Here is a 25,228-nt window from a genome sequence, read left to right as displayed (position 1 = left end):
CTCACCCCCAATCCTGCCGATAGCGATTCATAACTGCATAAGTATCATAAGAGTCATAGAGCTGCGGAGAATGGAACCAGAAAAAGCGTTTAATACTAGAAGCAACAACTTCGCCGTTTTCTTCATGAGCGTTCTTTGCATCGATCAGCGAATTGATCTGAATGCATTTAAACAACGTCCGGCAGGCCACCGCATAGCGGAATTGCTCCCGGAAAGGTTTCGCGATCCGAGAAAAGACCTGCGAGGTACCAACAATATGTTTACGCTGTTTCCTCTGCTGGGACACAACAGTAAAGATATTGGAATCCATCTTTTTCGACTCCAAGGAATTAAATTCCAGGTGGATCTCGTCCAGCAGATAGATAACTCCAGCGTAGCCATTATCAATATCAGTAAAGCAATGGACTCCGTCCCATGGGATAAATTCGATATTCTCAGGTAGTTTCAGCGTCATATTGCTGCATACTTTCACCTGCGGATACTTTTCACAAAGCTTTTGAACATACTGAACAGCCGAGATCGTCTTTCCGGCTCCCTGCATACCACAAAAAACAATAATGCCCTCCGGGTCAAAAAATTCCGGATGCTGTTTCCGGAAATCTTGATTATATTTAACAACCCTTAACATATTGACTGGATCAAGTGAACCCATATACCATTTAAACGACATAGAACCCTCCAAATAAAAATATGGGGGAGACCCATCTCCCCCATATAAGACTACATGGAAACTTTGCCTTTACGGAAAGCAGACATGAGAGTCCGTACAGCTTTGCGACCGCCCCACCACATGAATACAAGACCAATACCAGCAGAAATCGCAGAAGCAATCACACCAACTACCGTAGACACAGAAATCTGAGCCGTCATAGCTGTAATAATTGGCGCCCAATCGGCAGGCTTAGCAACCGAACTAGATTCAGAAGCCCAGACCGGAAAAGAAGCTAAAACACAAAGCCCCGTAGCTACTGGAACAGTACCAAAACGCTTAATTGACTGATACAGTTTCATGACATAACACCCCTTTCTTAATTGATCGAAATCAAATTAATTTTGCCTGATACCGGATTATAATCAAACTCGGCTTCTACATCCGAATAAGGCTCAATAGCAGCATAGCGGACGTAAGACTCAGCGTCCACATAACAGCGCAGAGAATCCAGACCCTGACTGAGTCCAATGATATAAAATATTTGAGACGGATCTTTAAAACCCTTACGCGTCTCCGCACCCATAAACTTACAAAACCCAGTAAACCTCATAATGTAACCTCCTTTTTATCTATTAATAAAATCTTAACAAAAATGTGTCATTATGACAAGTTAAATATGTGCCAAAAAGGCACATATTTTTTCGGTACATATGCTACAATAAAACTATAGAAAGAAGGTGAAACATTGTATACAGAACAATTCCCAAACAAACTAAAAGAAGCACGTAAAAGATGCGGAATGACACAAGAAGAAATAGCCAAAGAGCTAGGATTGCCCAGAGGAAATATCGCAAATTACGAAACAGGCAGAAGAGAACCAGACTTAGAAACAATAGCCAAATTAGCAAACTATTACAATGTTTCTACAGACTGGCTATTAGGAGTAGGAAAACAAAAACAAATAGAAAATTAAACAAAAAGGACTAGGAAAACCCAGTCCTTTTATATTAATCACACGTACAGACAACTTCATCAATAAAATCAATAGCATCATCTACAGAATTAAAAAGACGTTCCGAAAGAAAAGGATCATCAATACGATATCCCAATTCATCACCAGCAGCCGGATCAGACGACTTAAGACAACAAATACTAAAATACTTATGACTCCACACTTTCACATAACGATCACTTAAACATTTCATAAAAGCACCTCCAAAAACGTATTGACAAAACAAAATTAAACCATTACAATGAATTTACAACTCAAATAGTTTTAACCCTTGGGTCATTTCCCCATACTGTACAACACTAGATTTTTTATACTCTGCAACCTCATCAAGTTCAGTGGATAAGATAAAACGGTCCGTAGCGTCAAGATAGTAGGTTTCCTCTACTGGTAATAGAAGATTCCGAGAACACCAATAACGCTTACGACCATACGACGCATTACACAAATCTTTTGTGACGTACTTCGTTATGTAGGAAGTGACCCTTTCTTTTTCCCGAATCTTCGTTGCCGTCATCCAACCTAACTTATAACTACCAAACTTATATATCTTATCCGCCGTTCTTACATACTTACTTCTATTCAACATTCTAACACGCTTAATCACATACTTACCAGTCCATACAATCTGCCTATCATTCAAACCACTAAATAACCCATGAAAGTGCCATGCACCGTCCTTATGACGTTCAGGAACAACCAAATACGAAAGATCAGGAGAAGAACGACGAACAATTTTAAGCCAGTTTGTAAGCTTCCTAACACATTCATCATAATCATACCGATCAACCTTTTCAGGACTAAAAGTAAACGTAACAAACCATTCCCACTCATTACAACGAGCATAATCAAATACTTTCTTCTGTGTCCTTTTCATACTAACTTCTGAAACATGTTGGAAATGCTTATCGATATCCATATCTATATCTTTTGTCCAACGATCATCAAAAGGATTCTTCACCCGATCTTTCCTAAAATACCCCCTATAATACACATCTTGATGATAGATACGATACTGCTTTGTTAAATCCGGATATGTAATTACTTTTACATTATACGGTTCCATTTTTACCTCCTTTTACCCTAAAAAGTTCCTTAAGTGTTTATACTGTCAAGTAATGGTCTCGGCCCACGCCGCTGGCGTTGGGCCGAAACCATCTCACTTTATCCCCAAAAAAGGAATTTTTCTCAGAACGAACATTACAAGCTTATATACCTTATCAAAGTTCGCAACCACAATCACCAGCGGCAACATAATACGAATCAGATCAATGCTAAAGAAAAGGAATACAAAACACATCCCGGATTTCATATATTCGATTAACTGATTCACTACGGATGATATTTCGGCGGGAAGCTCCGGGAGAGATATCCAGCCAAAAATAAGTTTCAGGGCAGAAGAGAAGAGGTTTAAAATACTTTCTACTATCAATTCATCATAACCTCCTCCCATTTTCGCTCACACAGATGGATAAAATTAAAGACCAAAATGACACTGGTACCCAACTTAATAGCATCTAATACAAACTTAAAATTCTCATTCAGAAACGACGTCAAATTAAAAGAGGATTCTTCCCATAACTTGAAGCCGGATATAGAGAAACTGGGAAGAGTAAGAATACAATCAGTGGAAGAGGAGCCAAGGAACATTTCCGCCAGCTCCGCGAGCAGGTCGATCGGGAAGGACAGAAAGCCAAGTCTTTCCCCAAACCACGAATACAAATCATCAAAATAGCTTTTAAAAAAATCTTCGGACGGAATAAACAGGTTCTTCAGCCCTTCAATAATTCCGCTTATGATTCCGGTTTTCACATCTTCAAGTTTTTCCGTAACCTTATTTGTATTTTCGTCCTGGTTTTTAGTAAGTTTGTCGGTATTCTCATCCTGATTTTTTACAACCTTATCAGTATTCTCATCCTGATTCTTTATAACCTTATCGGTATTTTGATTCTGATTATTTGTAATTGTATTCGTTTGCCCCTGTATCTTGTCTGAAAGAGTATTTGTCTGCGAATTAATAGAACCAGTTACCTGATTCGCAACATTGTTCACAGCATTCGTGATCGTAGTGGTAGAAGTAGTAATCTGATTACTAATATTACTCACGGTGTTACTGATATTCGTGACTACATTTTTTATGATAGTAGTGTTGGCGGCAGTAGTCTGACCTTGTTGCCCCGTATCAGATGCAGGTATATAACTGGAAGATGAAGAAATGTAATAAAATACCCCTTGTAGATTTTCTTTACCAATTCCTTTATCAACATAAAAAAGCAAATCAGACGTATTCAAATCACGAGTTGGAGTAAATGTAAAAGTAACATAATTACCATCATTAACCCCCTCACAAATATTAGTTAAATTTGTTTGCAAACGTAAAGCAGACCAAGAGGACGACCCAAACGAATTATAAAAAGTAAAAGAATATTCATAACCCTTTTTTAAAATACCGCCACCTGTAAAAACATAGTTTAACCATCTGTTTGATGTGCGCGCAAAAGATTTTGGATACAATGAAACTCCATCAATTTTAACCGTTTTTAATTTAAATTTAACATCTGAATTATCATAAATACCGCTTATATCCAAGGACAAAGATGAATCAACATATTGATTAACACCTATCATAAACGATGATGAAGTATTAACAAAAAAATACACGGGTGAAGACTTAGGATTAAAATTGCCCATATAAAAAATACCATCATCATCAAGATAATTTGAAAAATAATCCCAAACAGAAGAAAAACTACCATCAGCATCATCGGGATAGTAAACAACTGAACCAAATTTACCTAAATCAGAAGAATCCACACGTAAACGTAAATGACGAGTCCCGGAAGGAGCAATCCAACAAAGACGAGTACAGTCAGAAGGCACCCACACGTAATTCAAAGAATTATCATACGGTAATTGTGTCCATTGATTCTGAGCATTAACAGAATACAAAGGAGACAACTCAGAAGCCGCCGCCTTAACTATAGATGATTCAACAGATAATAATTGATTCGAATAATAATCAGCATCGGAAGCCGTTGCCAGATCATCAGCAAAAACAGGGAACGCAAAAGACACGGCCAGAGCAACAGCCAGAACAAGAGAGTAGACAGATTTTCGATTCATAAAAGGCCCCCTCAAAAATTAATAACGAATAGTTGAAAAAGCCTTAAAACCATGGTACGATAAAGAGAGCGATTTCCAACTATGCGCGAAACACTTCTTTAACGAATAGTTATCGCTAAAAAGCGCCATTTTACATCAATTACATAAAGGAGCCAATTTACATGAAACTTCAACGGCTATACAGTCTCACCCGCCAGGCTATCGACCACTACCATCTGATTGAGGACGGCGACCATATCGCTGTCGGTATATCCGGCGGTAAAGACAGCCTCACTTTATTATATGCCTTACAGGGATTAAAACAATTTTATCCGAAGCAATTTGAATTATCCGCTATTACAGTAGATTTGGGCTTTGGAGAATTTGACTTATCTCCTGTCAAAGAACTCTGTGAGCGATTTTCAGTTCCTTATACGATAGTTTCTACGGAAATTGGAAAAATATTGTTCGACACACGCGAGGAATCCAATCCGTGCGCCCTTTGTGCAAAGCTTCGCAAAGGTGCTTTAAATGAAGCGGCCATAAAGCTGGGCTGCAATAAAATTGCTTATGCGCATCATCGTGAGGACCTGATCGAAACCATGTTATTATCATTAATTTATGAAGGCCGGTTTTACGCATTTTCTCCCAGTACGTATTTGGACCGTACCGGATTAACGGTGATTCGCCCGATGATTTACGTTAAGGAAGCCGATGTAATTGGCTTTAAGAACAAATACGATTTACCGGTATGTAAAAATCCGTGTCCTGTGGACGGCCATACAAAACGGGAATATGTTAAAAATTTAACGAAAACACTGGAACGGGAAAATCCGGGTGTAAAAGATCGTCTTTTCCATGCGATTGTCGATGGAAATATTGAAGGCTGGCCGGAAATTCTCAGAAAACCCACAACGGAAGTTATAAAAAATCATGAATAAATCATGAAGGAATCATGAACGAATCAGGAGGTATTAATTATGAGTACACTCTCCTACCATCAGCAGAGAGATATTGAGAATGTAAAACATTTAAGGGAACTGATCCGGGAACTTCCGCCCTTCTGCGCCGATTTCTTTCGTGGAATCGAGCCGCGCACCTCCTCCAGGACCAGAATTGCCTATGCGTATGATTTAAAAGTATTCTTCGATTTCCTTTTAAAGGAAAACCCTGTGATTGCGAAAATGGATATGAAAGACATCAGTCTGGACCATCTCGACAATTTAAAGCTTGTGGACATGGAAGAATATATGGAGTATTTGAAATACCGTTTTAACGATAAAAATCAGGAAGTCACCAATAAAGAACGCGGAATCATGCGAAAAATTTCTTCGCTGAAGAGCTTCTATAATTATTATTACCGGAATGAACGCCTTGTAAACAATCCGGCGGCTCTGGTACAGCTTCCCAAGCTTCACGAAAAAGAGATTATTCGTCTCGACGTGGACGAAGTCGCTCTTCTGCTGGACGAGGTAGAAAAGGGAGATGCGCTCACGGAGAAACAGAAAAGCTATCACGATAAGACGAAGCTGCGCGACCTGGCTCTGCTGACGCTGATGCTGGGGACTGGTATTCGTGTGTCGGAGTGCGTTGGCCTGGATATTGATGATATAGACTTTAAAAATGGCGGAATCCGCATTCACAGAAAAGGCGGAAAGGAAGTAACTGTTTATTTCGGCTCTGAGGTTGAAGACGCCCTTAACGATTATCTGGAAGAACGGAAAATGATCATTGCCGAGGAAGGCCACGAATCGGCCCTGTTTCTCTCTCTCCAGAGAAAGAGACTCGCCGTGCGCAGTGTGGAAAATCTGGTGAAAAAATACGCGCGGATCGTGACCCCTTTAAAGAAAATTACGCCGCATAAGCTGCGCAGTACCTATGGAACCAATCTGTATAAAGAGACAAATGACATCTATCTGGTCGCAGATGTACTGGGACACGCCGACGTCAATACGACGAAAAAACATTACGCGGCTCTTGAAGATGAACGCCGGCGCAGTGCGCGGAATAAAGTATGGCTGCGTGAGGACTGAGATGTCCTTAATTTAAAAGAATCGATTGAAAAGTGGGTAGAGATTAGACACTCTGCCCACTTTTCTTATGTTACTGTCCCGCAGTATTTTTGACAAATTCCCTGACTGCATGCAGCTGCTTCTCACTTAAGTCAAAATACCCTTTGCTCCCAAACGCGGCATGATTCGTAAGAAACACTTTTACAGGCAGTGTTTTCTCACATACGCATATCCCCTTTTCTTTTGCAAGCGCGCCGATCTTACGAGCGCCATCCATTCCGCCGGCAGTCGAGAACGCCGCAATGGATTTTACCAGATTGGAATCCAGCGTTCTCAAATACGCTTTCAAATCAGGATCGATGTCCCATTTATATACCCCGCCGCCCACATACAACAGATCGACGGGTTCCTCTAGCGGAACACCGATGGCCTGCGCTCTGACGCCTGCGATTTTGCTAATAGCTTCTGCGACGGTCTTGGTATTGCCTCCGCGTGATTGGTACCGTATCGCGATTTTCATAATCCGCCTGTCCTTTTACGAGTGTCTGCAGGCCATACGCAATCCCGCGTAAAATTCCATGGCCAGATGCAGGGAATGGCCGCTCACAATTTCATCCGGCGTATTTTCAGGCCAGTAAACGGCCAGCTTGGCCTCAAACCCATCCGCTGCAGGCTTAAACTGATGATAGGGAGTATTGATTTCAGTCACCCCATCCGTTAGATAGGCACGCCCAGCCATAGATACAGGATAATCCGGGTCTCTGTCTGCCCGAATTTGCTGCCCCAGCTCGGAAATGTCAACCACCCGTACGTTGCACAGCGTCGGGGTTCCATACATGCCAAAGGGTTCAATGCCGCAGAGTTTCCCGTCGTCAAACGCTACATTGCAGATAAAGTGCTCCGGGTGCGCGGAGAGGCCGACGCGGTCATCGTCCTGCATAGAACGCATCATCATCATAAACTCCTGTAAGGAAACGCCGCTGACTGACATATTACAGCGTGAAACCCTCATAGGCTTGTCCTGGGAAAATGCAAGCTCACGCCACATTGCATCGGACTTTGCCAGAGAGTCCTGATACAGTTCAATGATTTTATCGCCGGTATACTGTATGCGGGTATTAATCGAAATCTCCCACGCTTTTCCGGCTGTGAGATGGTCGATCTCGTCGTCGGTCAGAGTCGCCTCCCCCTCCTTGATTTCCACGCCATGGCGTTTCATCTGGTGCAGAACATGGAGGTTCCGCTCATATTCCAGCCGTTCCAGATGACTTTTTTTCCATACCTCACCGTTGACGGTGAAGGTGTAATTCATTTGAGACATAAAATTTCCTCCTTGTGATGGTTGATATTATGGTGATGATTGTATTGTGCAACAACGTGTTGTGTGATATATTATCAGATATACAGCTTTTCAGTCAACAACACTATACCAGGGAGATGTCGGATTGTTATGAACAAACAGCCGGAAATTACAGATAGAACGAGGCAGACTTTTATGGAGGCGTTTTGCCTGTTATATAGCAAAAAGCCCCTTGAAAAGATAACTGTTCAGGAAATTGCAAGGAAAGCCGGATTCAATCGAAGTACATTTTATCAGTACTTTTTAGATGTTAATGATTTGCTCTGCGATGTCGAAAATGAATTTTTAAAGTATATTTCTGATAAACGCGGGCAGGCTGGAGCCGGCAGCACGCCCTTTATCGAAGACATTGTGGTGCTGTATGAAACAAAGTCCATCTACATCAATGCTCTGTTTGGCAGATATGGCAGCAATCAGTTTTTAGAACGATTAAAGGCAGCGGTTAAGCTGGAGATGCCGGAGCTTGACCGGTCGACGAATGACGGGCTAAAACCGTATTTGATGGAATACCGTTTCTCTGGTGCGTTGTCGTTGTTTCGCTTCTGGCTAAGCAGGGGAAAAGACCTCTCCACACAAGAATTTTTGACTTTGATAGCGAGCCTGTATGAGCATGGAGCATCCTCCATCAGTTTTATTGAAAATGGAGAAAAAGAATCACAGTAATAATCAGGCCGCAGCGGAATATCCCCCCTGTGGCCTGATACTTATACAACCGTAGCTGCATACCCCTTCTGCATTTTTCCTTTTTCAACACACTGTATCACCCCATCTACGTAGAAGGGAATATTATCTTCGCTCCCATTGATAATGCGTCCCTTTACCTTTTCCCAGGCTTTAATGGAGACAGAAAAATCAGGAAGCCCAATCACGAGAAGCGGCTGCTCTTCCTTCTGGAGCCATACGTATTCGCCGCCCAGATTTCTGCGGACCGTTTCAAACACGTATGCGCCAATCATGGTGGAGGCGTTATAAACCGCCTCGTCGTCTTCGAAAATATAGTCCGCCATTTCATCAAGAAGTTCCTCTGCAAGCGTTAAGCTGTCAAAGGAGTAATCGAATGTCCCCCTGTCTGAAAAATTCACAGCAAAACTGTCTGCAGTACTGATCATATCATCATATAAACGATTCATATTCACACCCTTCCGAATATCACTGTAACTATACCATCCAGCCTCTGCCATTTCCATACTTTTTCACATTTTCCCTGTATATGATAAAAAACACTTGACAGAATGATGCGAAGCCATTATGATCAAGCTAGGTAATTTCAGGAACAACAGAAAGAAAATTATAGAAATCAGAGGTCTGAGAGATTGTTTATTAGATTAAGATAGTAAAGACTGTTCGTTATAAGAGATCATGTATAAATTCCATGGTGGCACGGTACCGTATCCATTCGCAGGTACGCTTGTTTTGCATGGTTTATTTATATATGTTTATAACCGGAACAGTTTTTTTGTGTCTTAGTCTGCCGATCCGGCATGGATACAATCTCTTTTTTTGTACCTGAAATTACCAATATCACGATTAGGAGGTACGCGATGATGTCAGGAATGATATGCTTTTTTATTCGGTTACGATTCAAATGTGTGAATAACAGGATGATAACCCGTTTATAATCAGGCGGTTACAGCCGCGTACTGCACAGAGCCAAATCGATCCGGCTCGCTGCCCGCGGAAATAAATTTGCCGCCTGAAGCTGCGCCGCGCCCCTCTCCTTTCCAGGACGGTGAGAAATGGGAACGGCAGCAAGGAGGCTGAACAATATATGAAACAACAGAATGAAACCATAAGACCCCGCGCTCTGCTGGCTGGGGTACATTTAAACGAAAACAATGATTTTGAAGCATCCATGAAAGAACTGCACAATCTGGTGAAGGCCTGCGATATGGATCCGGTGGCCAGAGTCGATCAGAATCTCTCCTGTATTAACGCCGCTTACTATATCGGCTCGGGAAAGGTTGGCGAGATCAGGGAAGCCGTGGAGACGCTCTACGTGGACTATGTCATTTTCAACGATACCTTATCTCCCTCCCAGCTTAAAAATCTGCAGAGGGAGATCGATGTGCCGGTATGGGACCGGACCTACCTGATTCTGGAGATATTTTCACGGAGAGCCCGGACCAAAGAGGCTAAAATGCAGGTGGAATCGGCCAGACTTCAGTATATGCTGCCGAGACTTATGGGACTCAGAGACTCTCTGGGGCGCCAGGGCGGAGCCAGCGGTTCCTTGAGCAACAAGGGATCCGGTGAAAAGCAGATTGAGCTGGACCGGCGAAAAATCGAGGGGCGTATCAGCGAACTGAGGCGCGAACTGGAACGGATGGAGCAGGAACGCGAAGTCCAGAGAAGAAAACGGACCCAGGGAACGTGTCCGCAGGCCGCGCTGGTCGGATATACCAACGCAGGCAAATCCACGCTGCTGAACAAACTGGTGGAACTGTCGAGCGGAAAAGAGGAAAAGATGGTTATGGCGAAGGATATGCTGTTTGCCACGCTGGACACCACCGTTCGAAAGATATCCCTGAGCGGCAGCCAGGATTTCCTGCTCTCCGATACGGTCGGTTTTATCAGCCGCCTTCCCCACAGCCTGGTCAAGGCGTTCCGCTCCACGCTGGATGAGATACGTTATGCGGATCTTCTGCTTCATGTAGTGGATTTTTCGGATGAGCATTACAAAGAACAGATAGAGGTAACAGAGGAAACGCTGAAAGAACTGGGGGCCGGTGATATTCCAAGGATCTATATTATGAACAAGGCCGATTCCGTTATGGAGGAGGAAACGTTCCCTAAAATTTCGGATAACCGGATCTATATGTCGGCGAAATACGGCATCGGAATCCCGGAGCTGATGCGTATGATGGAGAAGATTCTCTTTTCTGAATACCAGGAGGCCCAGTTCCTGATCCCTTATGAGAACGGTAATGTGGTCCACTACTTAAACAGCCGCGCCATGGTTCACAGCCGGGAATTTCAGGAAAATGGAGTCTGCCTGACAGTCAGCTGCCGGGAAGGCGACAGGGAGAAATATAAGCAGTATTTGACGAGATAAGATAAGAGTACCAATGAATAAAAGTACCTGATGCGCAGAAACCGTGTAACCGGTCTGCGGTATCAGGTACTTTTTTCACATGGCTCAATCTGTTTTCTTTCACTAAATCACGGAGTTTCTGATATGTATCTTTGTCAGCCTCTCGATCTGCTGCATAATCTCCGGAATTCGAAGCTTATGGGGACACTGCTTCATGCAGGACATACTGGTACAGCTTCTGCAGGCCGCCGCGCTCTCTTCTATTCCCAGATCGAGCTTTCTGAGGGCCCAGTAATCCTTTCCCAGAAAAAAGTAGTGATACTGCCGGAAAACCGTATGAATTTCCGTTCCATGCGGGCAGGTACACCGCTGGCACCTGTCGCAGGAAATCGGCTCGTAACGCTTCCCCAGGACGGTGAGCACCCTTTGAAAATCGGGGCGTTCCGGGACCGTATCCCCGGCTGCGGCTGCGTTTACCTCTTCCACTGTCCCTAGTCCGATCAGGGCGCAGGAAACCGGATAAGTAAGAACCCCTTCAATCAGTGTCTTTACAGGGAAAAAGGAAGGCAGAATCCCGGCGGCGTAAACCTTATTAACCAGAAATCCCTTTTGCCTGAAAAGCGGCTCTCTTTCGATGCGGTCCAGCATGCCGCGTTCCAGAATGTTGCCGCTTCCCTGCAGCACATCGATCCGGTCATCCTTTGCTCCTCTTAAGAGGATGTCGTAGTAATGGGAGGCAATACCTGTGAAGCGAATTTTCCCCTCAGCCTTCAGTTCAGCCAGAGCATCGGCGGCGCCGTACCGGCCAAAGACCTGATCTTCGTGATCCGGATCCACCTGATGGGAAAAATAGATGTCCGGTGCGGTTCCCAGGTTCTTAGTCGATTCAAGAACAGCCTGATACATCTCATTGCCGGTATAGAACCGGGCTTTATCAGAGATGACGATCTTATCGCGGCCGATTTTTTTCGCAAATGCTCCCAGTTTCAGTTCGGCGTCTCCATATTCCGGGACAATGGCCGTATCGTACAAATTGCATCCGAGTCTCCAGGCGTGCTCCATGACGGCGACAGCCCCTTCTGTATCAGGGCTGTAGTAGCCTGGAAGAACCGGGACATTGCCGCTTAATATGGGAATGGTTCCAAAACCGATCTCCGATACGCGCAGACCGGTAGTTCCGAGATCTCTGTATTTCATGGCATCACCCTTTCTGCCTCATGATTACGGCACCAGGCAAACGCCCTTTCCCCAACCTGTTCGATCCCCTCTGGCAGCGTGATATCCGTCAGGTTATAGCAGAATGCGAATGCCTCTTTCCCGATTCTCTTCAGTGTAGACGGGAGCACCACCCGTTTCAGCTCATGGCACCGGTAAAAGGTTCCTGGAAGAATCTCCTCAATGCCTTCCGGCAAAATGATTTCCTCCAGTGAGGTGCAGTTTTCAAATGCGCGCTCTCCCAGAGACTGGAGCATGGGCAGTTCTTCGATCCGTTTCAAACGGACGCAGCCGGAAAAAGCCATGCGGCCGATACGGGTGAGGCGGGAGGTGCCGCTCACCGTTTCCAGCCATTTACACTGTTCAAATGCGCACTCACCGACTGCTGCGGCAGAGTCCGGCAGCGTGATGCTGGTGAGAAGGTTGCTGTCCTTTAACGCACCGCGCCCGATTTCCGTGATTCCCTCCGGCAGAATTAAGCGGCTTATATTTCCCGTACATTCCAGCAGCAGTCCCGTTCCGTCTGTCTTGAAACAGTTACAGCAGTCCTCGAAAATCTGTCTTACCATGGATGGAAGCTCCTGATCCAGCGAAGGAAGGCCCTCCAGGCAGTACTCTCTCCCATCGGCTGTAACAATGCGTTTCAGCCGGATACAGTTTCGAAACGCATGTATCTCCACCACTGTCCGGGAGGAAGAAAATCTGATTCCGGTTAAATCGATGCAGTTGGCAAAGGCCCACCCTGAAACCCGTTTGACGATAGGGCTGATTACCACGTCGCCGGAGCAGGCGGCCGCGTCAATGATTATATTTTTAACGGTAACAGGATCTGTTCCGCTGACGGCGCGCAGCTGTTCCAGCCAGGGGGTCTTGTCAAATGCCCGCGGACCGATATACTCCACGGAATCCGGGATTGAGACTGCCTCAAGCCGTGCCTGATCCTTAAACACCTCTTCCCCGATGGTTTTCACGCCTTCGGGTATGGCCACAAACCGGCCGCAGTTCCTGTATTCGGTTAATGCGAACTCCTCATCGATGGTAAAACAGCTCAAGGCACTTCCATAGATGCGCCTGATGGCCTCCGGCAGCTTCCGGTCAAACAGAGTCTCATATCCCGTAAGCTGATACACTGTGTTCTCCAGTATAACCCTGCGCATGGCGGTACAACCGGAAAATGCATAGCTGGCCGGAAAATCCATGTTCTGTCCGTCACGCAGTAGGATTTCCTCCAGATGTCCACAGTCCTCAAAGCTGTGATCGGACAAGGCGGACAACGTGGGAAGCAGCATGCTTTTTAATGCATCACAGCGCTCAAATGCCCGTGTACCGATCCGTTTGGCCAGCGGGAAGTGAACCGCCTCCAGACTTTTGCAGCAGCTGAAGGCTTCTCTCCCCATGCGGCGGAGATTTTCCATGCGGCATATTTTTAAAGCCGAACAGCCGCAGAACGCGCCGTCCCCCAGGAGAACCGTCTCCTCTAACGTGACTGATTCAAGACTTTGACACCAGGCAAATGCTCTGGCGCCGATTTCTGCAATCCGGCAGGAGAAAGCGGTCAGGGAGATACATTTTTCGAAGGCGGAACTGCCCATCTCCTCAAGCGGGGCTGAAACATGAACCGACTTTAAATTCCGGCATCCTGCAAAGGAAGAGCTGCCAATTCTTTTTAAGCTTACTGGAAAATAGAGCGACCGGAGGCGGTCATTTCCGGCAAAGGCGTAGTCCGCGATCCCGGCAACGCCTTCCGGAATGGTCACGTCACCGCTTAAGCCTGAGCCGTCAATCAGAATACCGGAGACGATGGCGGCTCCGGGAAGCGGACCGTTTTCCAGCCGCTTCTGTTCCGCCAGAAATGGTGTACCGGAAAATGCCGAGTCTCCGATCTGAAGAAATACCCCCTCAATCCTTCTTAACTTTTCACAACCGGAAAACGCACTGGTTCCCACCACAGTACAGCGTTCCAGAGAAGGAACCTCTGTCAGTTCCCGGCAGTTTAAAAATGCGCGGGCCGACACCGAAGTCAGCTGACCGTCAGGCTGTGATGCTGAAACCGTCTGTAAGGCCGTGCAGCGGGCGAAAACGCCTTCCTCGAGGATTTTAACGCCAGGAGGGAGAAGGACCTCTGTGAGCCCGGTACAGCCGCAAAACGCATATGGCCCAATCTGCGACAGCGTCTTCGGCAGGGTGATGGAGGTGAGCTCCGTGTTCCCGTAAAAAGCGCCTCCCGCAATGGCCCGAACCTCATCTCCGAGAACGACGCCGCCGGAGAATCCGCTGCCGTCCAACAATATGTGACGGACCGTTTTACCGGCTGGAAGCTCCTTTAGAAAGCGGCTGCCTTCAAATGCGTGTTTTCCAATGGCTTCGATCGAATCCGGCAGTATGACAGCGGCGAGCTTCTCACACTGGAATGCAAATTTATCTCCGACATACCGTACCCCGTCTTCAAATGTGAGCCGTCTCATCTTCCCGCACTGGGAAAATACGTCGGTTCCGCAGGAAACCGGATTGCAGAATACCTGGGCATTTCGAATCCCGGAATGGGTAAATACGTTGCGCCCGATCACCTTCAGGGAAGGCGGCAGCACGATATCCCGCAGGGAGAGGCACCTGTAAAAGGCCATGTCGCCCAGAACGGTCACTGTCTCCGGCAGCACAATGTCTTTTAATTTCTCACATCCGTAGAAGGCCAGCTCTCCGATCTCTTCGAGCCTGGCGGAGAAACGCACTTCGTTTAATACACGGCACCGGTTAAATACGGATGGACAGATGCTTATAAGAGAATCCGGAAGGATGGCCCGAATCAGTTTTACGCAGTTTTCAAATGCGGATTTTCCAATATGTCTGACTCCCTCCGGAAACTGGATGGTCTGCAGGACGAGACAGTCTGCGAATGCTTCCTCCCCGATCATCTCCACCGAATCCGGAAGGATGACCCGGTCGATGGCTTCATTGCCTGCAAAGGCCCGCTCGCCGATCACGGTAATTCCATCGGGAACGACGACCCGTTCCTCGCTTCCGCGATACCGAAGCAGCGTGGTCCCGCTGATGGAGAAATTCCCCAGGACCTGGGCGTGGATTTCCCGGACTATGGACGGAGCGCCCGTTTCATCCTGGCCGCTTAAGCCGGTAAGCTCGTATTCACTTCCGTCCGCCAGGCGGATGGTATGAAGCGTGGAGCAGTTCTTAAACGCGTCTTTGTGAATGGCCACCCGGCCGCTGGCAAATTCCACCCGTTCCAGGTTGATGCAGTTTCGGAAGGCGCGGCTCCCGATTTCTGTGAGACTGACGGGAAGCCTTACGGAAATGATTCCTTTTTTATCAAAGAAGCAGCTTTTCCCGATCGCGGTAATTCCCTCGGCAAGTTCCACGTGTTTTAAATTCGTGAGAAAACGGGTGATGACGCCATCCTGTATCTCCATCATCCGGCAGATATCGGCGGCAATGGCGCGGACCGTCTCGGGAGCGTCGGAACCGGGTGCCATGGCGGCGACGGCATTGGCCATGTGATAGGAGGTCCCGTCGGAAAACGCGATATCCAGAAGACCGCTGCATCCGGTAAAACAGTCACAGATATGTTGAATATCAAGCTCCGGAGAGATCAGGATGCGTCGGAGCCTGATATCATTTAAAAATGTCTGAAGGCCCAGAGACTGAACACCGGGCATATTTACGGTCTCCAGGCTGTCACAGTAAAGAAAGACGCAGTTGCCAAGCGCCTTGACGGAGGCAGGGATCGTGATGGCCGTAAGGCTGTGGCAGCGGTGAAATGCGTAATTGCCGATGGTGTCCAGCCTGTCCGGCAGCGTGATTTCCGTCAGCTTCCGACAGCCCTTAAAGGCGTCATCAGAGATGACCGTGACCGTATCCGGAAGAAGAATCTGCTCCAGGGAGGTACAGCCCTTAAACGCCCCTTTTCCAATGGTGTGAACGCCACTGGGGACGGCAACGGAACGGTTCCGTGTCTCACATTGTTCCAGAATTCCGTTTTTTATGACCAGGCCGTCATTGTTATTCAGTTCTGAGCCTGCGCTGCTGCTGTTTGGGATATTTGTATCTGTTCCATTCATCTCCGGTCCACCTCCTCCTCATAGAATATTGCTTTTAATATCTGTTTCATTTCTTCCACATTGCCGCAGTGATAGAGAAGCTGCTTGTATTTTTTCGTTCCGCTCCTCTTCTTCATGCAGTAGGATGCCAGCTTCTTCATATAGGTCAGCGTGTAGGTCTCATCATAATGGCGGGAGGTCAGTTCCAGCTGGCCCATTAAAAGGCTGTATTTGTCTTCGGTAACACTGCGGCCGGTAAGACGGCTGAAAATGTACGGATCCTGGAGGGCGTAACGGCCGATCATCACTCCATCTGCGCCGGTGGCCTCCAGCATGTGCTGCGCTTCGCTGTCGGAAAAGATTCCGCCGTTGGCGATGACAGGGATGGATACGGCGGATTTTGCCTGTTCGATCTGATCGTAATACGGAGTGCCGTCATACATCATGCTGCGGCTCCTCCCGTGGATAGAGACCATGTCAGCGCCGGCTTCCTCACACATCTTCGTGAATTCCGCGGCAATCAGCTCGTCCTGCCGGATGCCGACGCGCGTTTTTACGGTTACCGGTTTTCCGCTTTTTTTACAGCCGCGGATGACAGCGGCCGCCCGTCTGGGATTGGCCAGAAGCGCGCTGCCCTCTCCGCTCTTAAAGATATTCGGTACCGGACATCCCATATTGATATCGATGATATCGAAGCCGGACAGAGCCTCGCTGCAGGCGGCCCGTTCCATCACCGCAGGATCGGAGCCAAGAAGCTGCACGGCCCGGATCCGTTCTTCTCTGGTGGTGTACAAAAGCTTTTCTGTGGCTTTATCTTTATATTTCAGCGCGTTGGCGCTGACCATTTCCGTAAAACAGAGGCCGGCTCCCAGCTCCTGACACAGCATTCGAAAGGGCCAGGAGGTGTAGCCGGCCAGGGGCGCCATCAGCACATTGGAAGGGAGAAGCAGATGGTTAAGCCTTAAAGGATTTGTGTTCATACTAATTACTCCATAGGTGTTGTCAGTTCCTTTTATTTTACCGTAAAAGAGCCGTTACGGCAATGAAAATTAAAACGGTGGATAAAGGAAGGGAGAACGCTGTTCTTCCCCTCTCTTTATCCACCGCAGAATTAATCCATGGTGACGAGATCGATGGACGCCGGATTGACGAATATGCGTATGCGCTCCACGGAAACCGTGTCGTAAGAGCCGATCTGCCGATTCTTTATATCTTCCAGAAGCTGATCCTTACCTGCCATAAAGAGCTCCATATCATCAAGAAGATAATCGAACTCGATTCCTACATACGGGTCATCCGATTCCTTATCCGAGTATCGCAGATAAGGGGCAACCGCTTTTACATTATAGGTGATCTGAAAACGAATGGTGTTCTCCGGAACGGTCTCATCCGGTAAGATCTCTGTGGAATCAGCCGAGTGTCTGCGAAAATAGTAATTACCGTATATTCTCAGCTTCTGCTCTTCCTGAAGCTGAAAGGAGTAGTCGAGATTCTCAGTTGTCATCTTCACATCGCCAATCATGGTCCTGCCGGAATAGGCGAAAGATGAAAATTCGGAGAAGGAAATTCCGGTGCCGATTCCGGTAATGAATACTCCGCTGCAGAAAACTGCGATCAGCGCTTTATGTAAGTTACGCATCCTGTACCTCCTCTGTGAGTGGAACGGCGGTTTCTTCCGCCTTATAACGATTCGTTTTATTCATGCGAAGCAGGCTTACGCAGAAAAAGGTAAATGCACCGCTGCAAAGCACGGTGCCGAACAGAACCAGGGTAATCCCTGTCAGGGGATATCCCTTAAACAGCCATACGATCAGAATGCCGAAACAGAACAGTGATCCCAGCACGAACAGACCGCCAAACAGGGCCAGAAACATCATAAACAGATTCCAGCACCACTTAAGGCCCCACAGGCAGAGGCGAATGATTCCGTGAAAGCAGCTTCCAATGACGAAGGCGATGGAATGGCCCAGCGTGTGCATGACGGGGACTGCCCTTCCAGAGACGCCGGCGGATGTTCTACTGTGTTCTCTCTTTTTTCTTTCAGTATCAATGGTCACGTTTTTTTTCTCTCTGTGCAGCAGCGAGCGAATCTTTCGTATGGGACAGAGGATCAGATAAGCCGCCTTTTTTCCTATGGCCTTTCCCGCTTCATAGCAGCAGACAGCGCCGTGGCGTGCTGCGGCAGACAGCTTCTTAAAAAAGCGGGCAAACTTATCACGCAGGTCGGCCCCGTGAACCGTGATCGGCTTTACCGGGAGCTTCCGGCCGTCCTTCGCCGCATCACCGGAAAATTCCGCTTTGACGTGGTAAGCCTCCAGAATCTGGGCGGCCAGCTCCTTAACACTTCCAAAATCGCGGATGGCCTCGTCCTCACTTAATCCGCTCTCCACCTTCATATCAATATGCTGGGAGTACTCCTCCAGAATATCCTGCTGTTCCTCATCTTCAAGGATAAGGAGGTGCCGGTTTAACTCTTCCAAAAATTCATTCTTATTCATCCTTCTGCTCCTTCAAAAATGTACATACCCGCTGTTGAAATTCGTTCCACTCCTGCTCCAGTGTCTCCCGGTAGAGAACTCCGGCAGCAGTCAAGTGGTAATACTTCCGCGGCGGCCCCTCTGTGGATTCCCGCAGATATGTCTCAAAATAGTGCTCATTGGTCAGCCGCTTCAGCAGCGGATAAATGGTTCCCTCATTCACATCGATGACCTTGGATACCTCTTCCACCAGCTCGTACCCATACATATCCTTCTTCCTCACGGACTCCAGCACCACCAGTTCAAGGACTCCTTTTTTAAACTGTGCATTCATTTTAAGTCCTCCTTTAATACTATATTATACATACTACTATGTAATGTCAAGTACTAATTAAAATAAAATACTGAAAGTGCACGAAATGTATTTATAATTCTGAATCCGATCGGGTCACGTGCATCAAAAAAACACCGGCCTCGCATGACCCGATTACAGATCATGGAAGCCGGTGCTGCCTATATTGATAGAGGAATGGAGGATATGGCCAGAAAGATACGGCTCTCTGCCCTTTGCCCTCTTCTACTCTTCGCTGTTTTTGTCTATGTTCTGCTTTCTTTTTTCTCAATGAATCTCTGGATTTGTCTCTTCATGTTCTCTGCCTCTGATTCTCTGTCTTTTATCTCTGCCTCTATTTTTCTGCCAGAACCTCAGTAACAGGCACACAGTACATGATGGTCAGATGCTGGCCGCTGTGGATCACATCCTCCTTCAGCCCGTTCATACTCTTCAACTCAGCGACGTAATCGGTGGTGGACATGCGGCAGCTCTCGGCATATTCATCGGCGATTCCCCAGAGTGTATCGCCTTTCTGAATCTCGATGCTGGTATAATACTTTTGAGACTCCGGAAGCTCTGTTTCATCGGCCAGTGCATTCATCAGAGAATGACCGCAGACGTTCGACAGAATCAAAACAACAAGTGCCATCGTAATCATTAATTTTTTCATCTGTATTTACCCCCTGTAACTCTTTTGTGACAAAAAGAACGTTTGTTCTGTATAGGTATATCATACCACTCGAACAAATGTTTGTCAAGAAAGAAAGCCACTTTTTTCGAACAAAGGTTTGCATTTTTATCGAACATATGTTACTATAAAAGAAAGAAAAAGGATTGAGGAGGCTGTGTTATATGGCTCAGGAGAAGATAACAGCGAAACAGCAGGAAATTTTAGAATATATCAAAGAAACGATCTTAAAAAAGGGGTATCCGCCGGCTGTCCGGGAGATCTGTGAAGCGGTACATTTAAAGTCAACCTCTTCCGTCCACTCCCATTTAGAGACACTGGAGGAAAAGGGATACATAAGAAGGGACCCCACCAAGCCGAGAACGATTGAGATTATCGACGACTGCTTTAATTTGACGAGACGCGAGGTTGTGAACGTGCCGCTCGTTGGTACCGTGGCCGCCGGTGTTCCGCTTCTGGCTGAAGAGAACATTGAGAATTACTATCCCATCCCCGTGGAGCTTCTCCCGAATGCGGAGACCTTTATGCTGAATGTAAAGGGAAACAGTATGATTAATGCCGGTATCTTCGATGGAGATCAGCTGATTGTGGAACGGTGCTCCACCGCTTACGACGGAGAGATCGTTGTGGCGCTGGTTGATGATTCGGCTACAGTAAAGCGTTTTTACAAAGAAGACGGCTACTACAGACTTCAGCCTGAGAATGATGAGATGGATCCGATTATTGTGGATCACCTGGAGATACTTGGAAAGGTGATTGGACTGTTTCGTTTGGGAATTAACTAGATTGCTGACAGCCAGAAACACGGAATTTTAGGAAAATAGAAAGCAAAAGCAGGAAGAGGTTGACATAATTAATTTATGTCAACCTCTTCCTGCTTTTGCTTTCCGGTTTCTATCTGTTTCGACCTGCTTCTGAATCCAGTCAGTTTCGTTCTGTTATTTCAGTTCACTGACATCCAGTGTCTTCCCATCGCGCCAGATGCGCTCCAGATCATAGAAGAGTCTGTTGTCACGGTCAAAGACGTGTACGATGATGTCGCCGTAATCCATAAGGATCCAGTTGGCAGACTGATAACCTTCCACCTGACGGCAGGTGCAGCCCATTTTGCCAAGTTCCTCTTCCACGTTGTCTACCATGGCCTGAACCTGGTTGGAATTGGAACCGCTTGCTATAATAAAGTAATCCGCCATAACGGAAACGTTGCGGATATCGATGATGCGGATATCTTCGCCCTTTTTGTCGGATAAAGCCGCGTAAGCTGCTTTTACCATCTCGCTAGAATGATTCATTGTTTAATTTCCTTTCTTTTCCTCGTGAAGCTGTTTGTAATAATCATATGCCAGATTCGTCATGGAATCCACATAACAGCCTTTCCCATTCAGATAATCCAGGGTATCCTTTAAAATCTGATAGATGCATTCCTTCAGATCCGTAAATGCCAGCGGGCGCACCAGAGGTAAATCCGGGGCCTCATACCGGCGCGGTTCGATATAATCCGCCGTGAAGATAATCTCCTCCAACAGTGTCATATCGGGCCGCCCGGTGGTGTGCCACCGGATTGCCGAAAGCACTTCCGGATCCGATATCTGATATTTCGTCTCGGCCAGCCAGGCGCCGTATTTCGCATGAAGGACAGCCGGGGCCTTCTTCTCATCTTCGGTCAGCGTGATCTTCTGCTTCTCGCATTTTTTGATGATGGTCTCATTGCTGTAGTGCTTTGCGCAGTCATGCAGAAGACCGGCCAGTTCCGCCTTGTCCAAATCACAGCCATAGCGCATGGCCAGTGCCGCTGCGGTAAATGACACGCTTATGGTGTGTTCGTATCTGGAAGGCGTCAGTTTTCCGCTCAATTCGTTTCTCAGCTGTGCAATGATTTCCTGCATTCCGCCACCTCCTGATATAGATGATGCTCTTTAATATACCTGGCTACCGGCTCCGGGACGAATGGTTCAATGGACTCTCCAAGCGCGGTCATCCGGCGCAGCTCAGCCGAGGAGATATCGATCTCCCTGCAGTGCAGCATGCGGACGTCAGCCTGATATTTCTCTTTCAAATAGGCAATCTGTGTTTCCATGGAACGGCCTGCCGACTCATATTCCCGTACTGCCGCCAGGATTACGGCCTGTGCCAGTACCTTTGCCGGTTCATGCCAGTGCTCGATCTCATAGAGGGAGTCTGCGCCGATGATGAAATAAAACGTATGGCCGGGATATTTCTCATGAAGAATTTCAAGCGTCTGCGACGTATAGGTGTTGCCGCTGCGCATGACTTCAAAATCCGAACAGGAAAATCCCTCGCGGCCCTCCATGGCGAGCCGGGTCATCTCCAGACGTATATGGCTGTCTGTTACACGGTGGTCCTTTTTGTGCGGCGGCTGTCCCGAAGGCATGTACCAGATCTGGTCCAGACCGTATTCGTGATAGGCCTGTTCTCCGAGGAGAAGGTGACCGTTATGGATCGGGTCGAATGTACCGCCCATGATTCCGATTTTCCCCATATTCAGTAACTCCTTACGTTACGCCGGCTGAACCTATGGAAGGATGATCTTTCTCTTCTTCTCTTCTTTCGCCGGTTTATAAAGGACAATTTTTCTTCCAATAACCTGAACCACCTCAGAATGGGTGCGCTCAGCCAGTGTCGCGGCGATTGCACTGCCGTCATCGAGACAGTTTTTTAATACCGTAATCTTAATCAGTTCCCTTGCTTCCAGAGCTTCCGCAATGGCGGTGGTAATCTCCGGCGTGATGCTGGATTTACCGATCTGGAAAATAGGCTCCATGGTCATTGCTAAGCCCTTTAAATAAGAACGCTGCTTGCTTGTCATATTTCCTCCATCATATTACTTCTCAATTTTATCATTAGTCTATTTGTAATAGTCGAATTCCAGACCGTACATACGGACGGTATCGCCTTCTTCGATTCCGGCTTTTTCCAGTTCTTCGAGAATTCCGTTTCCTTTTAAGAATCTCTGGAAGAATAAAAAGCCCTTTTCTGACTCTAAATTGGTATATCCCAGCATTTTTTCGATGCGCGGGCCCTCTACGACGTAGATGCCTTCCTCGTTTCTCTCCACCGTATAAGGCAGCGTCTCGTCGATCATCATCGCCGGATCGAATTCCTTCTCGAAGATAACCGGTGTAGAATCTACCGTCTGCAGCAAATCGTAAACAGCGTATAAAAGTTCCTTGACTCCCTGGCCGCTGACCGCGGAGATCGGATAAACCTTGATTCCCTTCGGTTCAAATTCTGCTTTCAGCTTTGCAACCGGATCCTCGTCCTCGGCGTAAATGACGTCGGTCTTGTTGGCTGCGATGATCTGCGGCCTTTTCATAAGATCCGGGTTGTAGGCTTCCAGCTCTTTATTAATGGCCCGGATGTCCTCAAGCGGATCACGGCCCTCTGTAGATGCGGCATCCACGACGTGAACCAGTACACGGGTGCGCTCGATATGACGGAGGAAATCATGACCGAGGCCGATTCCCTCGGAGGCTCCTTCGATCAGACCCGGGATATCCGCCATGACAAAGCCCTTGCCGCCGTCGATATCCACAACTCCCAGATGAGGATTCAGAGTGGTGAAATGGTAATTGGCGATCTTGGGACGGGCGTTGCTGACGCGGGAAAGCAGCGTGGATTTACCCACGTTTGGAAATCCCACGAGACCGACATCCGCGATGACCTTGAGTTCCAGCTGGACCCAGAGCTCCTGGCCGGACTGTCCAGGCTGGGCGTATTTCGGTGCCTGCATGGTTGGAGTGGCGTAATGCATGTTGCCCTGACCGCCGCGGCCGCCTTTTAAGATGACTTCTCTCCGGTTTTCACCGGACATATCGGCGATGACTTTTCCTGATTCAAACTCTTTGATGACCGTTCCTTCCGGAACCTTGACGATGAGATCGCCGCCATTTTTCCCGTGGCAGCGCTTCTTGCCTCCCTGTTCTCCGTCCTGGGCAGCGTATTTGCGCACCTGGCGGAAATCGCTTAAGGTATTTAAACCGTCATCCACTTCAAAGATAATATCGCCGCCGTCGCCTCCGTCACCACCGTCTGGACCGCCGCAGGGAACATAGAGTTCCCGGCGGAAGCTGACGTGGCCGTCGCCGCCTTTTCCTGATTTAATAAATATTTTTGCTCTATCGGCAAACATGAATTCACCTGTTTCCTTTCCATTGGCATTTTAAAAGAAACGGCTTCATACGGTGAGGTATGAAGCCGGTCTAATTATTCGCTTATTACTCTTGGATAAACAGAAACCTGCTTTTTGTCTCTGCCTTTTCTTTCAAATCTGACAACGCCGTCCACCGTAGCGAACAGTGTATCGTCTCCGCCGCGGCCTACATTAAGACCTGGATGGATATGAGTACCACGCTGTCTGTAGAGAATGTTGCCGGCTAATACGAACTGACCATCGGCTCTCTTAGCACCTAACCTCTTAGACTCGGAGTCTCTGCCGTTCTTTGTAGATCCAACACCTTTTTTATGAGCGAAGAATTGAAGGTTCATCTTTAACATCACTTACACCTCCTCAAATCGAATTTTTATATATTGTTTCCCATATGATTCCATGATATTCGTAAGCCCGAGCACCAGAGAATTCATAAGGAGTTTTGATTCCGGACTGATCTCTCCTGAAAAACGCAGCTGAAAGTCTCCCGAACGTTCATCGGCACTTCCCTCAAAATCGTCTTCCGTAAAGGTCTCGATCGAGTTATAAGCGGAGAATACCAGGGCTGAAACGGCGGCACAGACGATGTCCTGCCCTTCCTCACCGTACCCGGCATGTCCTGTAAGCTTAAGTTCGCGGACCACTCTGTCTGAATCTTCCAAAACTGTTACTTTAATCATAGTCTCTGCCTGAATTAAGCGTTGATCTTTTCAATCTTCACCTGGGTATAAGCCTGTCTGTGACCATTTTTCTTATGGTATCCGGATTTTCTCTTATACTTGTAAACAATGACTTTTTTCGCCTTGCCTTCTTTCACAACTGTACCTGTTACGGTAGCACCTGTTACTGTCGGGCATCCAACTGCTAATTCGCCGTTGTTTACTACCAGTACCTGATCAAATGTGACTGCTTCACCAGCGTCAACACCAAGCTTTTCTACTTTAATGATATCGCCTTCAGCTACTTTGTACTGCTTACCACCTGTTGCAATAATCGCGTACATATGGCACCTCCTATTATCATTACTCGCCAACTGTGGTGCTTCGCTTTTACACGAAAACTTTTAGACCTCATTGTGCGGCATACTGTAACATAATACCATTTGTCTTTTGTAAAGTCAACATAAATAAA

Annotated in this window: 31 protein-coding genes; 6 read left to right on the top strand and 25 right to left on the bottom strand. The window is 47.0% G+C overall.

Annotated elements, in window-relative coordinates; all coding sequences use genetic code 11:
- Nucleotide 1: 1 nt before the first annotated feature.
- From H8S80_RS08595 to H8S80_RS08585, 3 genes are read right to left on the bottom strand one after another with little or no spacing between them, the layout of a single operon-like run.
- Entirely contained in the window at nucleotides 2-670 is a 669-nt protein-coding gene (locus tag H8S80_RS08595) for an ATP-binding protein (RefSeq protein ID WP_117631807.1), read from the bottom strand.
- 50 nt (nucleotides 671-720) lie between these two features.
- Entirely contained in the window at nucleotides 721-1,011 is a 291-nt protein-coding gene (locus H8S80_RS08590) for a hypothetical protein (protein ID WP_187049047.1), read from the bottom strand.
- 17 nt (nucleotides 1,012-1,028) lie between these two features.
- Complete coding sequence (locus H8S80_RS08585) at nucleotides 1,029-1,262, bottom strand: hypothetical protein (protein WP_118519122.1); 234 nt, start codon at nucleotides 1,260-1,262, stop codon at nucleotides 1,029-1,031.
- Between the two features lie 135 nt (nucleotides 1,263-1,397).
- Here H8S80_RS08585 and H8S80_RS08580 point away from each other — a divergent pair, with 135 nt between their 5' ends.
- Nucleotides 1,398-1,625: a helix-turn-helix domain-containing protein gene (locus tag H8S80_RS08580; RefSeq protein WP_207666217.1), complete on the top strand. Its 228-nt coding sequence runs from the start codon at nucleotides 1,398-1,400 to the stop codon at nucleotides 1,623-1,625.
- 34 nt (nucleotides 1,626-1,659) lie between these two features.
- Here the strand turns inward: H8S80_RS08580 and H8S80_RS08575 are convergent, their stop codons facing one another.
- The 4 genes from H8S80_RS08575 to H8S80_RS08560 all read right to left on the bottom strand — a co-directional run bounded on the left by H8S80_RS08575 (nucleotide 1,660) and on the right by H8S80_RS08560 (nucleotide 4,784).
- Nucleotides 1,660-1,857, bottom strand: a complete 198-nt coding sequence (locus tag H8S80_RS08575) for a hypothetical protein (protein ID WP_187049046.1) — start codon at nucleotides 1,855-1,857, stop codon at nucleotides 1,660-1,662.
- A gap of 54 nt (nucleotides 1,858-1,911) precedes the next feature.
- Nucleotides 1,912-2,727: a rolling circle replication-associated protein gene (locus H8S80_RS08570; protein ID WP_187049045.1), complete on the bottom strand. Its 816-nt coding sequence runs from the start codon at nucleotides 2,725-2,727 to the stop codon at nucleotides 1,912-1,914.
- A gap of 93 nt (nucleotides 2,728-2,820) precedes the next feature.
- On the bottom strand, nucleotides 2,821-3,093 hold the full coding sequence (locus H8S80_RS08565; protein ID WP_117631792.1) for a hypothetical protein: 273 nt from the start codon (nucleotides 3,091-3,093) through the stop codon (nucleotides 2,821-2,823).
- Nucleotides 3,090-4,784: a hypothetical protein gene (locus tag H8S80_RS08560; RefSeq protein ID WP_187049044.1), complete on the bottom strand. Its 1,695-nt coding sequence runs from the start codon at nucleotides 4,782-4,784 to the stop codon at nucleotides 3,090-3,092. The genes H8S80_RS08565 and H8S80_RS08560 overlap by 4 nt, the downstream gene beginning before the upstream one ends.
- A gap of 161 nt (nucleotides 4,785-4,945) precedes the next feature.
- Here H8S80_RS08560 and H8S80_RS08555 point away from each other — a divergent pair, with 161 nt between their 5' ends.
- Both H8S80_RS08555 and H8S80_RS08550 read left to right on the top strand, forming a co-directional pair.
- Entirely contained in the window at nucleotides 4,946-5,704 is a 759-nt protein-coding gene (locus tag H8S80_RS08555) for a tRNA lysidine(34) synthetase (protein ID WP_117631788.1), read from the top strand.
- A 39-nt stretch (nucleotides 5,705-5,743) separates the two neighbouring features.
- Nucleotides 5,744-6,796: a tyrosine-type recombinase/integrase gene (locus tag H8S80_RS08550; protein ID WP_117631786.1), complete on the top strand. Its 1,053-nt coding sequence runs from the start codon at nucleotides 5,744-5,746 to the stop codon at nucleotides 6,794-6,796.
- Nucleotides 6,797-6,866: 70 nt separating this feature from the next.
- On the opposite strand, the gene H8S80_RS08545 is transcribed toward H8S80_RS08550, so the two are convergent.
- The gene (locus tag H8S80_RS08545; RefSeq protein ID WP_117631784.1) at nucleotides 6,867-7,295 is read right to left on the bottom strand and encodes a flavodoxin family protein; all 429 of its coding nucleotides are present in this window, start codon (nucleotides 7,293-7,295) and stop codon (nucleotides 6,867-6,869) included.
- A 15-nt stretch (nucleotides 7,296-7,310) separates the two neighbouring features.
- Nucleotides 7,311-8,096, bottom strand: a complete 786-nt coding sequence (locus H8S80_RS08540; protein WP_118033150.1) for a hypothetical protein — start codon at nucleotides 8,094-8,096, stop codon at nucleotides 7,311-7,313.
- Between the two features lie 129 nt (nucleotides 8,097-8,225).
- Here H8S80_RS08540 and H8S80_RS08535 point away from each other — a divergent pair, with 129 nt between their 5' ends.
- On the top strand, nucleotides 8,226-8,798 hold the full coding sequence (locus H8S80_RS08535) for a TetR/AcrR family transcriptional regulator (RefSeq protein WP_117631780.1): 573 nt from the start codon (nucleotides 8,226-8,228) through the stop codon (nucleotides 8,796-8,798).
- Nucleotides 8,799-8,839: 41 nt separating this feature from the next.
- Here the strand turns inward: H8S80_RS08535 and H8S80_RS08530 are convergent, their stop codons facing one another.
- The gene (locus H8S80_RS08530) at nucleotides 8,840-9,265 is read right to left on the bottom strand and encodes a hypothetical protein (RefSeq protein WP_038258079.1); all 426 of its coding nucleotides are present in this window, start codon (nucleotides 9,263-9,265) and stop codon (nucleotides 8,840-8,842) included.
- A gap of 638 nt (nucleotides 9,266-9,903) precedes the next feature.
- Here H8S80_RS08530 and hflX point away from each other — a divergent pair.
- The gene (gene hflX / locus H8S80_RS08525; RefSeq protein WP_117631779.1) at nucleotides 9,904-11,187 is read left to right on the top strand and encodes a GTPase HflX; all 1,284 of its coding nucleotides are present in this window, start codon (nucleotides 9,904-9,906) and stop codon (nucleotides 11,185-11,187) included.
- Between the two features lie 102 nt (nucleotides 11,188-11,289).
- Here the strand turns inward: hflX and H8S80_RS08520 are convergent, their stop codons facing one another.
- From H8S80_RS08520 to yneA, 7 genes are all read right to left on the bottom strand, one after another.
- Entirely contained in the window at nucleotides 11,290-12,363 is a 1,074-nt protein-coding gene (locus tag H8S80_RS08520) for an aldo/keto reductase (protein ID WP_117631777.1), read from the bottom strand.
- Entirely contained in the window at nucleotides 12,360-16,451 is a 4,092-nt protein-coding gene (locus tag H8S80_RS08515; RefSeq protein WP_118033151.1) for a leucine-rich repeat domain-containing protein, read from the bottom strand. Before H8S80_RS08515 ends, H8S80_RS08520 begins: the two co-directional genes overlap by 4 nt.
- On the bottom strand, nucleotides 16,448-17,410 hold the full coding sequence (locus H8S80_RS08510; RefSeq protein ID WP_117631774.1) for a tRNA dihydrouridine synthase: 963 nt from the start codon (nucleotides 17,408-17,410) through the stop codon (nucleotides 16,448-16,450). The genes H8S80_RS08515 and H8S80_RS08510 overlap by 4 nt, the downstream gene beginning before the upstream one ends.
- Before the next feature lie 131 nt (nucleotides 17,411-17,541).
- Complete coding sequence (locus tag H8S80_RS08505; RefSeq protein ID WP_117631772.1) at nucleotides 17,542-18,069, bottom strand: hypothetical protein; 528 nt, start codon at nucleotides 18,067-18,069, stop codon at nucleotides 17,542-17,544.
- Nucleotides 18,062-18,928 carry a DUF1700 domain-containing protein gene (locus tag H8S80_RS08500; RefSeq protein ID WP_117631769.1) on the bottom strand — a complete coding sequence of 289 codons (867 nt, stop codon included), beginning with the start codon at nucleotides 18,926-18,928 and terminating at the stop codon, nucleotides 18,062-18,064. Before H8S80_RS08500 ends, H8S80_RS08505 begins: the two co-directional genes overlap by 8 nt.
- Entirely contained in the window at nucleotides 18,921-19,241 is a 321-nt protein-coding gene (locus H8S80_RS08495) for a PadR family transcriptional regulator (protein WP_002604069.1), read from the bottom strand. The genes H8S80_RS08500 and H8S80_RS08495 overlap by 8 nt, the downstream gene beginning before the upstream one ends.
- A 352-nt stretch (nucleotides 19,242-19,593) precedes the next feature.
- The gene (gene yneA, locus H8S80_RS08490) at nucleotides 19,594-19,911 is read right to left on the bottom strand and encodes a cell division suppressor protein YneA (RefSeq protein ID WP_002604070.1); all 318 of its coding nucleotides are present in this window, start codon (nucleotides 19,909-19,911) and stop codon (nucleotides 19,594-19,596) included.
- Between the two features lie 182 nt (nucleotides 19,912-20,093).
- Between yneA and lexA the strand changes: the two genes are divergently transcribed.
- Nucleotides 20,094-20,714 carry a transcriptional repressor LexA gene (gene lexA, locus H8S80_RS08485; protein WP_110323267.1) on the top strand — a complete coding sequence of 207 codons (621 nt, stop codon included), beginning with the start codon at nucleotides 20,094-20,096 and terminating at the stop codon, nucleotides 20,712-20,714.
- Nucleotides 20,715-20,867: 153 nt separating this feature from the next.
- Here lexA and rsfS read toward each other — a convergent pair whose 3' ends face one another.
- The 8 genes from rsfS to rplU all read right to left on the bottom strand — a co-directional run bounded on the left by rsfS (nucleotide 20,868) and on the right by rplU (nucleotide 25,100).
- Nucleotides 20,868-21,221, bottom strand: a complete 354-nt coding sequence (gene rsfS, locus H8S80_RS08480) for a ribosome silencing factor (protein WP_002604072.1) — start codon at nucleotides 21,219-21,221, stop codon at nucleotides 20,868-20,870.
- A gap of 3 nt (nucleotides 21,222-21,224) precedes the next feature.
- Complete coding sequence (gene yqeK / locus H8S80_RS08475) at nucleotides 21,225-21,815, bottom strand: bis(5'-nucleosyl)-tetraphosphatase (symmetrical) YqeK (RefSeq protein WP_002604073.1); 591 nt, start codon at nucleotides 21,813-21,815, stop codon at nucleotides 21,225-21,227.
- Nucleotides 21,791-22,429, bottom strand: coding sequence for a nicotinate-nucleotide adenylyltransferase (gene nadD / locus H8S80_RS08470; RefSeq protein ID WP_002604074.1), 639 nt, complete (start codon nucleotides 22,427-22,429; stop codon nucleotides 21,791-21,793). The genes yqeK and nadD overlap by 25 nt, the downstream gene beginning before the upstream one ends.
- A 33-nt stretch (nucleotides 22,430-22,462) precedes the next feature.
- Entirely contained in the window at nucleotides 22,463-22,756 is a 294-nt protein-coding gene (gene yhbY, locus H8S80_RS08465; protein WP_002604075.1) for a ribosome assembly RNA-binding protein YhbY, read from the bottom strand.
- A gap of 39 nt (nucleotides 22,757-22,795) precedes the next feature.
- A complete protein-coding gene (gene obgE / locus H8S80_RS08460) occupies nucleotides 22,796-24,079 on the bottom strand; it encodes a GTPase ObgE (protein WP_117631768.1) in 1,284 nt (427 codons plus the stop codon).
- Nucleotides 24,080-24,153: 74 nt separating this feature from the next.
- Nucleotides 24,154-24,444 carry a 50S ribosomal protein L27 gene (rpmA, locus tag H8S80_RS08455; RefSeq protein ID WP_002604077.1) on the bottom strand — a complete coding sequence of 97 codons (291 nt, stop codon included), beginning with the start codon at nucleotides 24,442-24,444 and terminating at the stop codon, nucleotides 24,154-24,156.
- A 3-nt stretch (nucleotides 24,445-24,447) separates the two neighbouring features.
- Nucleotides 24,448-24,777 (bottom strand): ribosomal-processing cysteine protease Prp, encoded by a 330-nt coding sequence (locus H8S80_RS08450; RefSeq protein ID WP_002604078.1) that lies wholly within the window; start codon nucleotides 24,775-24,777, stop codon nucleotides 24,448-24,450.
- Between the two features lie 14 nt (nucleotides 24,778-24,791).
- A complete protein-coding gene (gene rplU, locus H8S80_RS08445) occupies nucleotides 24,792-25,100 on the bottom strand; it encodes a 50S ribosomal protein L21 (RefSeq protein ID WP_117631766.1) in 309 nt (102 codons plus the stop codon).
- Nucleotides 25,101-25,228 lie beyond the last annotated feature (128 nt).

The sequence above is a fragment of the Hungatella sp. L36 genome, assembly GCF_014288035.1.
Note: the sequence above shows the minus strand (reverse complement) of the source record. Positions and strands in the feature narration are given on the sequence as shown.